The sequence below is a fragment of the Actinomadura rupiterrae genome, assembly GCF_024172125.1.
Taxonomy (GTDB): domain Bacteria; phylum Actinomycetota; class Actinomycetes; order Streptosporangiales; family Streptosporangiaceae; genus Spirillospora; species Spirillospora rupiterrae.
Genome location: NZ_JAMZEA010000017.1, coordinates 74733 through 90349 on the forward strand (window position 1 = coordinate 74733; position 15617 = coordinate 90349).

Annotated in this window: 5 protein-coding genes; 2 read left to right on the forward strand and 3 right to left on the reverse strand. The window is 66.6% G+C overall.

The features are described from left to right. Nucleotides 1-40: 40 nt before the first annotated feature. Together FHU30_RS41975 and FHU30_RS41980 are read left to right on the forward strand one after the other, a co-directional pair. Nucleotides 41-1804, forward strand: a complete 1764-nt coding sequence (locus tag FHU30_RS41975; protein ID WP_253883313.1) for an AbeC-like domain-containing protein — start codon at nucleotides 41-43, stop codon at nucleotides 1802-1804. Next, nucleotides 1801-2721, forward strand: a complete 921-nt coding sequence (locus tag FHU30_RS41980) for a 5'-methylthioadenosine/S-adenosylhomocysteine nucleosidase family protein (protein ID WP_253883314.1) — start codon at nucleotides 1801-1803, stop codon at nucleotides 2719-2721. The genes FHU30_RS41975 and FHU30_RS41980 overlap by 4 nt, the downstream gene beginning before the upstream one ends. A gap of 793 nt (nucleotides 2722-3514) precedes the next feature. On the opposite strand, the gene FHU30_RS41985 is transcribed toward FHU30_RS41980, so the two are convergent. The 3 genes from FHU30_RS41985 to FHU30_RS47500 form a co-directional block, all read right to left on the reverse strand. Continuing rightward, the gene (locus tag FHU30_RS41985) at nucleotides 3515-4042 is read right to left on the reverse strand and encodes a hypothetical protein (RefSeq protein ID WP_253883315.1); all 528 of its coding nucleotides are present in this window, start codon (nucleotides 4040-4042) and stop codon (nucleotides 3515-3517) included. Between the two features lie 159 nt (nucleotides 4043-4201). Then, the gene (locus FHU30_RS41990; protein WP_253883316.1) at nucleotides 4202-10750 is read right to left on the reverse strand and encodes an RHS repeat-associated core domain-containing protein; all 6549 of its coding nucleotides are present in this window, start codon (nucleotides 10748-10750) and stop codon (nucleotides 4202-4204) included. A 184-nt stretch (nucleotides 10751-10934) separates the two neighbouring features. Further along, complete coding sequence (locus FHU30_RS47500) at nucleotides 10935-14561, reverse strand: LamG domain-containing protein (RefSeq protein WP_253883317.1); 3627 nt, start codon at nucleotides 14559-14561, stop codon at nucleotides 10935-10937. Nucleotides 14562-15617 lie beyond the last annotated feature (1056 nt).

A 15617-nucleotide genomic window follows, 5' to 3' on the forward strand; every position in this document is an offset into this window, starting at 1 on the left:
CTTAAGGTCAGGATGACCTAAAAGGGGAGCGGGGGTTGAAATGATCACCGAGCCGATGTCCCTGAGCGGCACACCGGAGCCGCTGACCAAGCCGCCTGATGGCCACGCCGACCGCGACACCGCGGCGACCAGGCATCTGTGCGCCGGGGTCTATGCCGACCGCGCCTTCCGCCGCAAGATCTTGCACCGGATTCACAGCGATCCCTGCCACCGGGTCGCACCGTCCTACGGGTTCGACTTGGTGCCTGTGGTGCAGCACGCCTGGCGGTCTTGGTCGCTGGACACCTCGCAGCAAGGTGCCCTCTGCCTGGTGCTCGTGCTGGGACGCCTGTACCTGGGCAAACCCGTCGTCGTCACGTTGCTGTGCTGGCTGGGGCTGCACTTCTGCGCGCGCACCGCGGTCGCGGCAGCCCCGGACGCGATGCGGCTGAAGAGGCGGCAACTGGCCAATCGGCTGCTCAAGCCGACAGTGCGCGACTTCTCTGACCTCAAACACGAACACCGACTGGAGCGGCAGCTGTGGGCCTTCCGAACGGGTTGCGTGCCGTGCTTGCTCTTCCTCCTGGCCTCACTGGTGTCGGCAGGCTGGGAGGGACGGTCCCCCACCGGCACGATCAAGGCGGCGTTCGGGCTTCTGCTCGCCATCGCCGTGGTGGTCGCCACGGCCGCTGCGCTGCGGCAACTGGCCCTCAACAGGATCCAGCACGCCGCACACCTCAGGAGCGGCCGTCTCAACCGCCGAGAGACCGTCATCGACGAGCAGCAGTCCCACACCGTGGTGGTGTACCACCGCCCTGATCCCAAGAACGAGGAGGAGAAGTGGGAGGAGTTCGACCCGTTCGCACCTGAGCCGACCATCTTCGTCGGGAGCGGTCAGCTTGTGCACCGCTGGCTCCCGCCGATGGTGGTCCAGCTACTGCGGCCCGGCGATCAGGACATGCGCGAACGAGAGTACAAAGAGCCTCCCTTCTGCACACATGAACTCGTCGACCACCTGCGCCTTGCTATGCGCCGCGCCGCCGACCCCGAAGACCCGCTCCGCCTGCGGCTGAACGTCCGCGACCGGGTCTTCCTCAACGAGCGGGACATTCCGGCGGAATGCGACCTCCTGCAAGGACGGCCGAGGCCGGCCCGGTTGCGGCAGATCATCGATGACGCCCACCATGACGCCCACCAGTTCCTCGAGATGCAGGTCAGCACAGACGGGGAACTGGTGACCACCTGCTTCCTGCGAGCCGCGGTGCGCGGCCGCTCACTCAGCCTTGATTTCGCTGCCTGCGCCCTGACACGAACGCCGCCCCACTACCAGGTGATGGACCTCTACGGGGAAAGCGGCGTCGGAGCGGTCATTCGGGCGGCGCTGCGCGCACTGTGGCGGCTCCCCGAGGAGACCGCGCAGCTGGTCTGGCTGTGCGGAGCGCCGCTGACCCTGGGACGAGCCGCTCTGGTAGTCCGAGACCGCACTGTCGTGCCGCGCCGCCGCCTGCTGGTCGGCAGCCGGATCAGCATCCGCGAGGACAAGTCGCTGTCCTGGAAGGACTCGCGGTTCGACGAGACCCGCATCCAGGACGAGATCAAGCTCGTCGAGCAACGGCTGCTCAAGGCCGCTGAATGCTTCCTCGACAGCCGCGAGGTCGACACCTCGGCCTTCAAACGCAAGGCCGCCAACATCATCAACAACAGCGGCGTGCTCAACATGGGCGGTCGCCTGGAGATGAAGAACTCGGCAGTCGGAAGCGGCGCGAAAGTCCAGATCCAGGTACAGGCCCAGGCCGGTGCGCAGCCACAGGGAGGCGGCTCATGAAACCGGAAACCGTACACAACGAGGGCGTTGCCACCTTCGGCGGCTCCACCCGGATCCAGCAATCGGCGGTGGGACGAGGAGCGAGCGTCGACCTGAGCCCGGTGGCGCACCCGGCGGCCGGCCGCAACGACGGAACACCCGGGTGGGACGTCGGGATCATCACCGTCCTCGCGGTGGAGGCCAATGCCGTTCGCCTCGCACTGGGACTGCGTCCAAAGCGCGTCCAAGGCTTGAACTTCGACCTGGGACACGTCGAAGTCGAAGGCGCGCAACCCGCGCGGCTGGTGGCCACCCGGACGCTCAACCAAGGACAGCGGTCCACCGTCATCGCTTTCGATCACCTGCGTCGCCACTACGACCCCAAGGTGGTCGTCCTGATCGGTATCGGCGGCGGCATTCATCCCCGAACCAGCATCGGCGACGTGGTGGTAGCCACCCGCGTCGTCTACTACGACCTGCGCAAGGAACTGCCGCAACACACCCAGCATCGAGGCGAGGAGAAGGAGGCGCCTGCCGCCGTAGGCCACGCCGTCAATGCCTTCTTCACCGACCACGGCGAGCCGGCCCGGTTGGCCATCACCGACCCCGGGGGCGCATCCAGAACGCCCAGTATCCTCAGCGGGCTCATCGGCTCAGGGGATGCGGTGATCGCCGACCGGGACTCGGAGATCATCGGCTATCTGTCCCGCTTCAACGACAAGATCCTCGCCGTGGACATGGAAGCAGGCGGACTCAGCCAGGCCTGCCACGAGCAGTCCGTGATCTCCGACCGTCTCCAGGGCTGGCTGGTCGTCCGCGGCATCTCCGATGACGCGGGCTCGGACAAGAACGATGACCACCAAGCCGTGGCGGCCTGGCATGCAGCCACGGCTTTCCGCCGGCTCCTGCCATACCTGGTCGCTTCGAGTGGGTCGTAGTTCAACACGCCGGTGCCGCGCCAAGCTGCAGCGCCGCCGAGAGGAGCGGGCTTCACCGGTCAAGACAGGTCTCCGAACCGGCCTCGGAGTGCATGTATCGCGGCTCTCATTCGACAAAGCAGGTAGGTGGGGACTCCTGGGCTTCGGGAGCGTCTGCCGGCTGTCGGTTCTCGGGTCGAGGACGACTTCGAGGTTGGGGATCGGCGTTTTGCGCCTTGCCTGTGCCCGGTAGTGCTCCGCCTTGTGTGACCGGCCGGCTCCGTCCCGGTTGAGGCATGGTGGGCGATCGCCCGTGAAAGCCTGGCGGTATCCGGCGATGTGCAGGCCGCGTGCCAAGAGGCCTTGGACGGGCGGGGATCATCTGCTGCTCGCCGCGGGCTCGCTGCCGTGCGGAGTGCATGGCGCTGGACAGGTTGGAGGTGGCCAGGTACCTCGGCGGAGCGCCGCAGCGACTGCGAGTGGGGAAAGCTCGACCGACACGACGGCCCGCCCGCTCAGGGCGGGCCGTTGCCTGGTCTGTCGACTCAGCCCGGCCGAACCTGGATCAGGTACTGCTCTACGCCCTTGGTTGGGCGCGGGCCCGTGCTTGGAGTTTCTTACTGCCCAGCAGAGGACGCGGATCCAGTGCCGGCCCGCCAAGTCGGTGAACTGGCTCGTCGGGGCTGCCGGTAGCGGGAGGCTGCCCAAGCCGTTCCTCGCTGCGGCACGGGCGCGGTGGCCTGCGCTGCATCGGTGAATCGCCGTGCACCGGATGCTCGCAGGAACAACCGCGGTTGTGCGGCAGCTCGCGTTGTCACATGTCGTTCTCGTCCAACAACGGAACCCAGTCCAGCATCGGCTGCGCCATGCGGTGAACCGCGCGCAGGCGGTCGGGGTCGTCCCCCAAGGTCTGGATGATCATGAAGGCGTGGCCGGCGAGGCTGCCCGTCACCCCGGCCAGCACCTCGGCGTACAGCAGCCATACCCCCCGCCTGGCCACCTCCAGGCATTCCTCAACGATGTTCCGGTTAGCGATACCGATGTCCAGGTCCTGCCCGTCAGCGGTGACAATGGTGTAAAGCAGCAGCATGAAGGTCACACGAGAGTCGATCGTGAGTTCTTGGGTCAACGCGGCCATGCAGACCTTGGCGACGGGTACCGCCACCTCATATATCACGTCCCCGTCGAACACGTGCCCTTCGAAGGCGTTTACCCGCGGCGACCCGTTACCGGCCTCGGCCAGATAAAGAAGGTCTTCGGCCACGTGGACAGCGTTTCGGCCGCATGAGCACTTGACGCTCGGTCCCAACTGGCGATCGATCTCATTGCGCAGAAAATCCACCAGAGCTTCCTTTTCCTGTCTCGACTGGCACATGATACCGGGCCTGCTCTAGGAACTGAGGTCCACTTTTCTTCTCGGGAACTCGGGCCGCCCGATGGTCCCGCGTCCGGTCGGGCGGCCCGTCCATCTCAGTTCCGTGATCGCGGCCAGCGCATTATTCTATTGCTGGCCGGTCTGCCACCAGAACCCTTCCGGGGCCCCGTTTGAAGCATCGCCGAAGTTCGTCGCTGCTTCCGGGAAGTCTAGCTGGCATTTGGCGCAGACGAGTTTCGCGACGAGCCCCACCGGCCCGGTTTTCGTCACATTGTCATAATTCTCCAGCGTCCAGGCTCTGGTGAAGCGAATGTCTGCAGGGTCTCCTCCCAGCTGTTCGACGATGATATTGAATGAATGACCTTCCGCGCAGCGCGTGACAGCGCACCCCTTCAGGGTCCCGGAGTTCGCGATCACCGTCTGCCTGGTTTTGGTGTTGAGAGCCCCCACATAAACCCGCGTCTTCTTCTGCCCCTTCTCGTATCCCTTGACCGTGAACTTCTGCACGTCTGAGTCAAGGTCAGCCAGCGCCTCATCGGTTGAACGACCGGGAGCCGCTTCGCCGATCTCATGGATCACATTGTCCTTGAGTGCGGCGTCACCTCGGCTGAAGGGCTTCCAGTTGTCGCCGCGGGCGGCTGCCAGAGCCTTCTCGAACTTCGTGCTCTCCCGGAGCTCCCTGAGTCCCTTGAGGGCGCCGAGCGCTTTACCCGCCGCAGCGCCGGGGATCGGGATTCCGAGGACCTCGCCGCCGACATGGCCGGCCTTGTACATCTTGGTGTCGGGGTCGGCGCCGCTGACGTGAACGGTGATCTTTTTGGGTTCGACCTCGGGAACGGTGGGTTTCCCGGTCACCGTGTTGACGATCTTCGCGTTGGCGTTCGCGAATTCGCCCGGCATGTTGTACAGCTGCAGGAACGGGTCGATGAAGGACTGCAGTGTGCCGTCGAACCAGCCGCCGATGAAGTTGTAGTCGGCGCTCCAGTCGTAGGAGCCCGGGTCGGCGAGCGCGTTCCAGATGTAGTTCCACGGCCACAGTCCGCTCGGGTCGAGCAGGTTGGTCGGGTTGTTGTTGCTGTAGGCGTAGCCGTTGAGCTGTTGCGGGTCGTTGTCGTCGATGACCGGGTCGCGTGAGATGAACCGGCCTGTGTTGGGGTCGTAGTCGCGTGCGCCGAGGTGGGTCAGCCCGGTGCTGGGGTCGCGGGTGCCTCCGACGAAGCCGCCTTCGTGCAGTGCCGGCCAGGTGCCGTTGTTGCCGCGTTGGGCTCCGAACGGTGTGTGGCGGCGCCGGGCGTAGGTGCCGTCGGCGGAGTTGACGGCGATCTCGGCGGTGCCGTGGTGGTCGCCGAGGAGGAAGGTCACCTTCCCTTCGCTGGTCCTGCTCGCCACGGTCCCGTCGGCGTGCTGGTAGTAGCGGACCGCCTTGGGGGTGGTCGCGCCCTTGTCCAGCCGTACCTCTTGGCCGGGGAGGTAGAGGGTGGCACCGGTCGGGTCGCGGCGGAGGAAGCGCTGGCCGGCTGTGTCGTAGCCGAAGGTCGTCTCGCCGGCCCTGCTGTCGGTGATCTTGGTGAGGCGGCCTTCGGTGTCCCAGTTCAGCTTCTGTTCGCCTGAGGCGGTGTTTCGGGTGGTGGTGTTGCCGAGGACGTCGTAGGCGTAGGTCTCCTCGGGCTTGGTTTGGCCGGTCCGGGTGACGCTGGCGAGCTGGTGGCCGTTGACCTGCTTGCCGTCGGCTCCGTTTCCGGGGGCGTAGGTGTAGGAGCGTTCGGCCTCGACCAGCCCGGTGGACCCGTACTTGGCCTCCTTGGTCCGGTTGCCGGTCACGTCGTAGTCGTAGTGGTACCGGTAGGGGGCCGGTCCGCCGAGGGCTACCTGCGTGGGTCGTGCGGGGTCGTCCGCGCACGTGGGCTTGGTGCCCGCGGGGGTGTTCTGGGTCCAGGCGTCGGTGAGGCGTTGCAGGTAGTCGTACTGGAAGCACTGGTTGTCGATGCCGTCACGGGAGGTGTCGGCGATCTGGGTGACCGCGCCGGCGTCGTTGTAGGAGTAGTCGGCGCTGCTGTCGTAGCCTGCGGCGCCGTCGTGGCGTGCCAGGACGTTTCGGAGTCGCTGGGTGCCGTACTCGTAGGTGTAGGAGACGTCGGCCTTCTTGCCGGTGGCGCTGGTTGCCATCTGCAGCCCCAGCAGCTTGCTGGTCTTGCTGTAGTCGGTCCGTACGACGTAGGAGGACAGGTTGCTCTGCGTCGTGGTGGGGCGGCCGAGGGCGTCGTAGGAGTAGGAGACGGCTTCGGCGGGGAGTCCTCCGGCTGCGGGGAGTCCTGTGGTCTTGACGGTGCCGTCGAGGTTGTAGGTGGTGCTGAGGGTGTAGCCGTTGGTGGGGACCAGGCTCTTTTCGGCGTCAGGTAGTCCTTCGACCTGGATGTTGGCCTGGGTCGTCCGGTTGTAGGCGTCGAAGTACTTGTTCCGGAAGGTGTACTTCTGGGTGCCGTCGTAGCGGATGCTGGCGGTGCGCTGCCCCTTGCGGACGGTGTCGTAGGTCCATTCCGCGAGCTTGGTGCCCGGGGTGCCGGCGGTGGCGTCGCTCAGTACGCGCTGGCGGCCGAGGCCGTCGTAGGTGTACTGCAGCTTGCGGGTTCGGCCTGCGCTGTCGGTGCGCGGGTCTTCGGTCTGGGTCAGCTGGTCGATGTCGTTGTAGGTGTAGCGGACGGTTCCGGAGTCGGGTGAGGTCGCGGTGGTCTTGCGGCCGCGCACGTCGTAGGTGTTGGTGAAGGTGGAGCCGCCGGGGGCGACGACCGAGGCGAGGCTGCCGGCGGCGTTGTAGGTGTAGGTGGTCTTGCTGAAGCCGACCGCCTGGGTCCAGTGCTGACGCATCTCGACCGTCCGGCCGAGGGCGTCGGTGACGGTCGTGACGGGTGTGCCGCCGTCTGGTGGGGTGACGGTGACGGTGTTTCCGGTGTAGGCGTAGCTGATCTTCCAGCGTTCGCCCTGGTCGGTGTTGCCTGGGCGGAGCCGTTGTGTGGTAACGCGGTCCAGGCCGTCGTACTCGGTGATGCGTTGTGTCTCGACGTCACCGGCCTTGTCCACGCCGAAGAGCGTTGAGGTCGGGGCGCCGTCGGCGTAGTAGGGGTCGTAGGTCTTGGCGGGCTTCCCGCGGGCGGTGTAGAAGGTGTCGCTGATCACCCGGCCGTTGTCGGGGCCTGGGGCCTGGGTTTGGCGGGTGCGGAGCCAGCCGTCGTACAGGGTGTAGGAGAGGTCTTGCTGGTCGTCGTTGTTGAGTGTCTTGGTGACGATGGTGGTGATGTGGGACGGGCTGAGCAGGTATTCGTACTCGCTGGTGGGTGTCTGCGAGGTGGTGCGGTTGGGTCCCCAGACCTTGGCGGTGCGGCCGAGCGCGTCATAGGCGACGTGGGTGACCTGGCCGCCGGCGTCGGTGTCGGTGAGCACGCCGGCCCAGGCGGGGTCGTAGGTCTTGGTGGTGACCTGGGCGGTGGTGGCGTCTGAGGCGACGGCGGGGGGTGTGGTGGTCTTGACCGCGGTGTTCAGGCCGTTGGTGTCGGTGTAGGTGGTGGTTGTGGTGCGTTCGGTGGCGGGCTTGGTGGTGTTGTCGACGACGGTCGTCGCGGTCGGGCGGCCGTAGTCGTCGAACTTGGAGCGGCCTTCGGGGACGTAGACCAGGGTGTCCACGGTGGTTGCGGTGGAGACTTTGTCGGTCTGGGTCACCAGGCCGCGCGATGGCGGCTGGCCGAAGTCCTTGCCGTCGTAGGTGCTGCGGGAGGCGCTGACGAGCTGTTTGGTGTAGTCGGCCTTCTCGCCGCACCGTGCGGCGACGGTTTTCACCTCGCTGGTGAATCCCACCAGCCAGTCGGTGGTGTTGTGGACGAGTGAGGTGGTGGTGCACCGGTCGTCGTTGGTGACCTGGGGGTCGGTGTCGCCGAGGTTCTCGACGACTACCGGTTTGCCGGTTACCTCGTCGAACTCCTTGTTGCTGATCTGGGTTCGGCGCCATTTGTCGCCGTCGATGAGCGAGGAGATGGTCTGGGTCCGCTGGGCGACGAAGTCGGCGGTGACGGTTCCCCATTTGCCGGTGCGGGACGCTGTCTGCTTGTGCCACGGTTCGACGGCCGTCTTGGTGACCGGTGTCCCTCCGGCCTTGTCGTACTTGATGGTGAGCGCTTCGAGGCCTTGGAGGGACTCGTGGTCGTCGTAGGTCGCGGCGTCGCCGGCGTCGGCCGGGACGGGGACCGGCGTCTTGGTCTGTTTTCCTTCCTTGTCGGCGCGGTCGCCGTCCATTCCTTGGAAGTACCAGGTGTCGGACTGGCCGTCGGTGCCGCCGGTGCCGCCTCGGGTGATGGTGCGTACCCGGCTGAACCCGTGGAACTGCGACCAGGTCTTGTACTTGTCGGGTTGCAGGCCTTGGTCGTCGTCGAAGTGCCAGGCCGGCTTGCTGTAGCTGTAGTCGGTGACGGTGTCGGGTGCGCCGCCGGTGAGGTCGGTCTGGACGATCTGGGCGACGGCGTACTTGTGGAACCAGTCCAGCGTCGGGTTCTCGTCGGTGCCGGTGCTTTTCATCCGGTAGACGGGGAAGCAGCGGCGGTGGTTGTCGGCTTCGGCGGGCAGGTCGCCGGGGGTGCAGTCCTTATCGGTGTAGTTGATGTCGAGCTGGCCGCCGGTCTCGGTGTAGACGGTTCCCAGGCGTGACTTGACGAAGGGGCCGTCGTCGTCTCCCAGCTTGTCGACCCGGTTCTCCTTCTGGGTGTAGATGAAGGTGACCGGTGGCAGGGTGACGGGCGGGGTGGTGGCCAGTCCCTTGGTGGTGACGGACTCCAGCAGGAGCTGCCGGTCGACGTCGCCGTTGCTCCATGCGTGCTTGAGGTCCCAGGAGTCGACGCTGCGGTAGCCGGTTCCGTCGTTGTTGAGGATCTTGGTGGTGACGTTGGTGAGCCGTTTGCGGGACCAGAAGCTCGGGGAGACCGATCCGTGCTCGTCCTTGCATTCCTGGTCTTGGTCGCAGTGCAGGTCCCAGGGGACGTCTTCCCAGTAGGCCGGGTGGTCCTTGATGTTGGCTTCGGCGCAGTCGGCGGCGGTGTCGCGGATGCATCGCTCGGAGACGTTGAAGTCGACGCGGGCCGGCGCTCCCTTGGCCGGGAAGAGGTCGTCGTTCCTCAGGCCGTACTCGGCGCGCTCCAGGTAGCCGCCTCGGACGTACTCGGTCTCCTTCTTGGCCCGCAGGTTCCGGCCGTAGTGGTTTTTCTCCTGCTGGTAGAAGTAGGTGACGGCGTTGCCGTTGGAGTCGACGACCTTGTCCAGGTTCCATCGGTAGGCCTGCTGGCACCAGGAGTCTTTGAAGGCGTCCTTGTGGCAGGGTTCGCCGTCGTCGTCGCCGAAGACCGGTGTGGTCCAGGTCGAGTTCGTCTTGGTCTTGCCGGCTGCCAGGGTGTTGAGGCCGAAGTAGTAGGTGGTGCCGTTCGGGGTGGTGACCTTCCAGTACTCCCCGTCGTTGTCGCCGTTGTCGGTCGTGGAGCTTGTGAGCTTCTGGATCCGGGTGCCGTCGTCCTTCTTCAGGCGCCAGCGGTCTCCTCCGGCGGGGATCAGCTCGCCGCCTTGGCCTGCGAAGGAGATCGAGGCGTTGTCGTAGCCCCAGCACTGGTCTGCGGGGTACTCGTTGTACTCCTCGTCCTTGGGGACGCCGTCGTCCTTGCACGCCTTGTACTTGCGTTCGATGTATCCCGGCCACAGTTCGAAGCCGTCACCGGCCCAGGAGGACTGGTTGTTGGCGTTGGAGGTGCGTCCGTCGATCGAGGCCGAGGAGTAGCTGAGCTTCAGGTCCGGGGCCAGCCCGCCGGGCACCGGGGGCACGCGCATGGGGTAGGACCAGTTGAAGTCGCCGGTCTGGGTGCCGACCTGCCAGGTGGCCGACGGCGACAGGGCGGTCGCTTTGTAGTCGCCCTGGTCGCCGCCTGTTCCCGATACCGCGGCCAGGACGGTCGGCCCGGCGGCGGAGGCGGTGGTGGTCGTGGTGTGTGGGTCGGCGTGTGGTCGTTGTTGCGGCCCGGAGGGGACCGGGGCCGCGTCCACGGTGCCGGCCAGTGTGCGGTTCTGGGTGTTGTTCGCCGCGGCCAGGGGTGTGGTGGTGCGGCATTCGGGTCGCTCAGGCGTGGACAGGGCGCAGCCGGGCAGCTGGACCAGGCGCAGGCGTGACCCGTAGGAGCCGCCGAAGGCCTGGTCGAAGGCGGAGTAGTCGAGCTGGACCCCGACCTGGCCCGCGGTGGGGGCGTCGGAGCGTCCTACGCTGAAGACCAGTCCGTTGACCCCGGCGCGTTGGGCGTCGTGGCGGTCGAGGACGCGGACCTGGACCTTGCCCGCGGTCTGCGTGGAGTGCGCGTTGCTGCGGAGGCCGGGGCGGGCGGCGGGCGCTGTCACCGAGACCGGCAGGTCCCCGGCCCGTGCCGCCGGGCTCCTGTTGGCCTTGTCGAGGCCGGCTGCCTTGGGGACGTCCACCTCCGCCGTGCCGGACTTCGGCCATGCTGTTCTCGGGGCGGGGGCGGGGTTGTTCAGCGCGTCGTCTAGGCGACGAGGCTTGACGGTCAGCTTGTGGCCCTGGACCACACGCTCTTGGTCTACGGGGTTGTAGTGGGGTGGTTGGGCTTGCGCGGGCAGGGCCGACACCAGTCCTGTGGACATCACGACGGCCGCGAGGGCCGCTGTGTATCGCAGAAGTCGTGTCGTTCCAAGCCGCGCCACAACGCCGCTGGGCAACTGTTCCTCCGGTCATCACTGATCACGCCCCCACCAGATGTGGAGGCGTTGCGCGTAAGTCAGGCAAAGGGGGGCTGGAGGGCGGAGCCGCGGTCCGCCCTCCAGCGGGCTAGATGTCGGCCAGCTCGATCGGTGTGGCCAGCTGGTCGATCTGCGGGTCGCCGGCCGCGCCGCGCAGCAGCCAGACGTCGTCGATCTGGCCGGTCCAGGGGCTGTCGCCGGAGGCGGGCTTACCGAGTTCCAGGCGCGTCAGCGCAGGTGTGGGGTTGGTCTCGGTGAGGGTCACCGTTGTTTCGTTCACCCACAGGGTGATGGTGTGCTCGTAGCCGTTGAATGCCAGCGCGAGGTGGTCCCAGTGGCCCATCGGATGGTCGTTTCCCGAGGCGGCCAGTGTCTTGATGAGGGGTGCGTCGGTGGTGCCGGTGTTGACGTCCAGGACGTACTGGCCTTGCTGGGTCGCGGCGTCGTACCGGTAGCGCAGGGTGATCGGGTCTCCGCCTCCGGCCAGGCGCAGCACCGTCATCGGCCGGGTCGCGCCGACGCCCGGGGTCTGCACCCATGCCGACACCGTGAAGCTCTCGGCGGTGTCGAAGGCGGCGCTTTGCGTCTCGGCCCATCCGCCGCTGAGGTCCAGCGCGCCTCGTGCTCCTTCGTCGGGGGCGACGGCCACCTTGTCGTCGTCGCTGGTGATGGCCGCGCTGCCGGTCAGCTGCATGTCGTGCTTGGCCGGGCCGGGAGCTGAGTCCTCCGACAGGCCAGGTGCCGCCGGTTTGGTGGAGTTCAGGTGCCACAGTCCTGCGACCTGCGACCTGACGGTGAACATCGAGCGTGACTCGGCGGCCGAGACCACGCGGTCGTAGACGCGGACGTCGTCGAGGTAGGCCGTCGCGGGCTGGGTGTAGGCACCGGCCCACTTGCCTCTGCCGAGCTGGAGGTTGCCCGGCTTGCTCCAGGGTCTGGTGTAGGCGGTCTCGACCGCGGTCGCGCTGTCGTTGACGTAGAGGCTGATCTTTCCTGCGACCTTGTCGTAGACACCTGTCAGGTGCACCCAGGAGTTGAGCTGGGTGTTCTTGGACTCCACCGCGACCCAGCCCTGGTTGGTGTCGTTGTCGTTCAAGGTGCGTGCGAACACCCAGCGGGCGGGCTTGTCGGCCTGCGCCGCGCGGTACTGGAGGTAGAAGGCGCTGTTGGCGTCGCCGTCTTGGCTCACGAACGTCGAGGTCTTGGTGAGGTCGGTGAGCTTGGTCCAGGTCGCCACTGAGAAGCTCTGGTCGGTGTCGACCACCTGGCCGTTGCTTTCGGCGTAGGCGCCGGGTGTCCCGTCCAGCTTGATCGCGGTGGCTGACATGCCGGGCTGCCCTGCGGTCACACCCTCGTGGGCGGTGAGCGGGTGGCTCTTTTGATCTGCCGGGGGTTCGCCTGAGTCCGCCAGCTCTCCGGCGCCGGCGGTCTCGTTCAGCTTCCAGTGCCCCACGGGGGCTTTGCCTTCGGAGACGCTGAAGACGTACTCGCGGTCGGCGTCGACGCCGGCGGCGTCCCAGGCTTTGACGTTGAGCTTGTTGAGACCGGAGTGGGTCGGCATGACCCATATGTCCTCGGTCGTGGTGCCGGCTTTGCGGGGGCTGGCGCCGGCCTCGGATGGTTCGACGTCCATGCTGAAGGCGTACTTGGTGACACGGGCGTCAAAGGCGATGCTGAACCTCCCGTAGCGTCCGACGCCGGGCTGGGGAAGCTGCGCCTCGTCGGCCGGGTCCACCTCGCTGTATCCGTCGGTTGCGTTCGAGGTGATCGTCGGGGCGGGCAGTGCGCGCGGGTCGTAGATGAAGTAGCAGCGCGATATGCCTGCACTGGAGCTCCAGTCGCTCCAGGCGGCGCCGTCGCTGGCCTGGACGTCCCATCCGATCATCGTGGCCTGCGGAACCACGTCTTTGGGGAGGGCCACCGAGAACACCGAGTTGGTGGGGTTCTTCATCGGTGTCTCGTAGTAGCGGTCTTGTTTTACGCCTGCCTTGTCCGTCCAATGCACCCCGAACTTCGCTTTGAGTTTCTCCCCTTCAGCGCCGCCGCCGTCGGGGTCGGTGAGGTTGGCGACTTTCAGTGTCGGAGTCTGGGCGATATGCCCTTCGTGGCCCCACTGGTGCCCGGTGCAGGCTCCGCCTGGGGCGGAGCTCATCTGGCTGAGGGCGGGGCGGTTCGGCCTGTGGTTGTAGTAGACCTGCAGCACCGCCGCGTTGCTGAACCGCTTCCAGGCGTACTGGGAGGCCTCGTCGGTGCCTTCCAGGTCGTCGCCCTGCCCGGCCCGCAGATAGAACGACACGGTGGGTTTCCTGGTGTCGGCGACCTTCTGCATCTCGTCGGAGACGTTGAAGCGCAGGTCGTCGGACGGGCAGCTGGAGTTCCATCCCTTGGCGTCCTTGGTTCCGGTGAGCCGGTACTTCGGGTTGTCCCACAGGGTGTTCCAGGTGGAGGTGTTGGAGAAGCCGCTGATGCGGTAAAGGCTGACTTCCTTGGCCGTGCACGATGGCGCGTAGGTCTCCTTCACCACGAACTCGGCCTTGGAGACGGCCGCGCCGGCGATCTTGGATGTCGGGAAGCTGTACAGGAGCCGCTTGACGAAGGAGCCTTTGCATTCGTAGCCCCTGGGCAGGCTGTATGGACAGCGGCCCATGCCTTCGTCGCCTTTGAACTTCCAGTCTTTCGATCCGCTGCTGGACACCATCAGCCACGTCCCGTCCTCGGTGGACTTGGGCGCGTAGTACTTGGGGTCGATGAAGACCGGGAACTTGGTGTCAGGAGCGGTCAGCAGGGTCTGGTCGGGCTGCAGGGTCAGCTTGCCGCCGGCCACGTTCGCCTTCACGGGGGCGACTTTGCCGAGGTCGCCGGGCGACTGGTCGGTGGCCTCCCGCAGTCCTGCGTCCTTGCTGGGAGGTGTCGGATCCGGCGCTGCCGGCGCAGTCGGAGCCGCCTTGGTTCCCGGGGAGGGCGGGGTGGTCGGCTGCGTCGCGGTCTTCGCGGTCCCAGAGCTCCACATCTTCGGTGAGGGCGCGTTGAACACCTCGGCGCCGGTGACGGCGTCCACCATGGTCTGGTTGCCTTCGGCGTCCAGTGTCGTTTTCAGGCCCGGTGTGGAGAGCCCGAACTGGAGGGCGGCCAGGCGCGGGTCCTTGGCCGCTTCGGGTGTGCGGATGACGAAGGTGTGGGAGAAGCCGTCGATGTCGGCCTGGACACGTAGGTCCACATCGGGTCCGAGCACTCCCTTGTAGACGGCGGTATCGCCGTCCAGCTCCGGTGAGGGCAAGGGGGCTGGCCAGGTGAGTTCCATCGTTCGGCCGCCGTGGGTCATGCTCACCAGCGGGCCGGTTCCACCGGCTGACAGTCGCAGCTCCACCGTCGAGGCGGCGGGGACGATGGCTGCGCCTTTGCGTTGAAGCGTCGCGTCGACTCCCACCCATCTGCCGGCCTTGCGGGTCCGGACGGGCCGCAGGTGTTGGCTGAGCAGCAGTCCGCCGCCGTCCGGCTGGGCGAACACTTCACGGGACTCGCCGCGCATCGACAGGACCTCGACGGGCTTGCCGGTCGCCTGGGCCGCGGCCATCGCCTGTTGTTCGGTGGGTTTGGGTGAGGCATCGAGCGAGGTCTTCGGTGGCCTTGGCTGGGCCTCGGCTTGCGGGGCCTGCAGTGACGCGGTCGCGGCCAGCGCAGCGATCGCGAGAACGAGGCTTCGACGGGCTCTCACACCGCGCTCCTGCGGGCGCGGGGCTTGCGTCGAGCGGACGTCAGGGCTCGAGGGCGAAGACCGGACCCGCACGGTCGAAGGCCCTGGCTCGGCGCCGTCCCGGGCTCTCCATGTTCACAGCGCAGTGCGCCACCCCCTCACGAAGGCCTACAGCTCGCACCGTGAACACGATGAGTGACAGTCGCGGGGGAACTGTAAGCAAGGTTTTTGATCATGCGGAAGCTAGTCAGAAGCACAGAGAGTGGTCAACGAGCGTTTAGTAGGTGACCCAGATCACAACAACTACCTACAGGAACCTTGGAGCGACGTTAACGTGATCTTAAATTTGGACATTCAGCGCACATGGACATGAAGAGCATGTCGATGGGGTTTCGATGCCACTTCGCACACCAGGCCGGTCGCGCGGAGTGATCTGGATCACGTTTTTCTGGTGTAAACCACGCTTTTACGCTGTGCGTCTTCAAGAGTCGATCAGCTTTCTGTCAGCAACAGCGGCTGCGCAGCGTGATCGATCTGGTCACCCGTCCTCAGTGTCGGGAAGGCCGCTCGTGGAGTGTCGGTGCGTCCTCGGCGCGTCCGTTTCGGCCGCCTGATCACTACTCTTGGTAATGGCACCGAGGTGTCGGCACGGGCATCAGCGAGTGCCCCGGCCCTTCCCCTGTCACCACCTCGGCTCCGCGCACGATGGAACCGGTGTGCTGCCTCAGGGCGGGAGCCGGGCTCTGTCCGACGTTTCGTGCCGGCTGGGCGCTGGTGGTGCTCCTGCAGCGGCGGCCTCAGGGTGCGGACAGCCTTGAGCGTTGGGAATGCTCTTGGCGGGGGTGTGGGGTGCGGCCCTGTCGGTGTCGGCCTGCGGCGGGGGGCTGAGCGGCAGGCGCAGCGGGCTGCCGGAGGCCGAGGTCGTGTCGGGGCGCGTGTCGCCTCGGCCACAAGGACCTGGCGTGGCGCCCACGATCCTGCCGCGAAGGCGTGGGGCTTCATCGGGTGGGCCGCCGTGGAGGGCCTTCAGCCGGGGCGTGAATCCGGGGATGGGACTCCTGGCCACGGGCCCCAGGT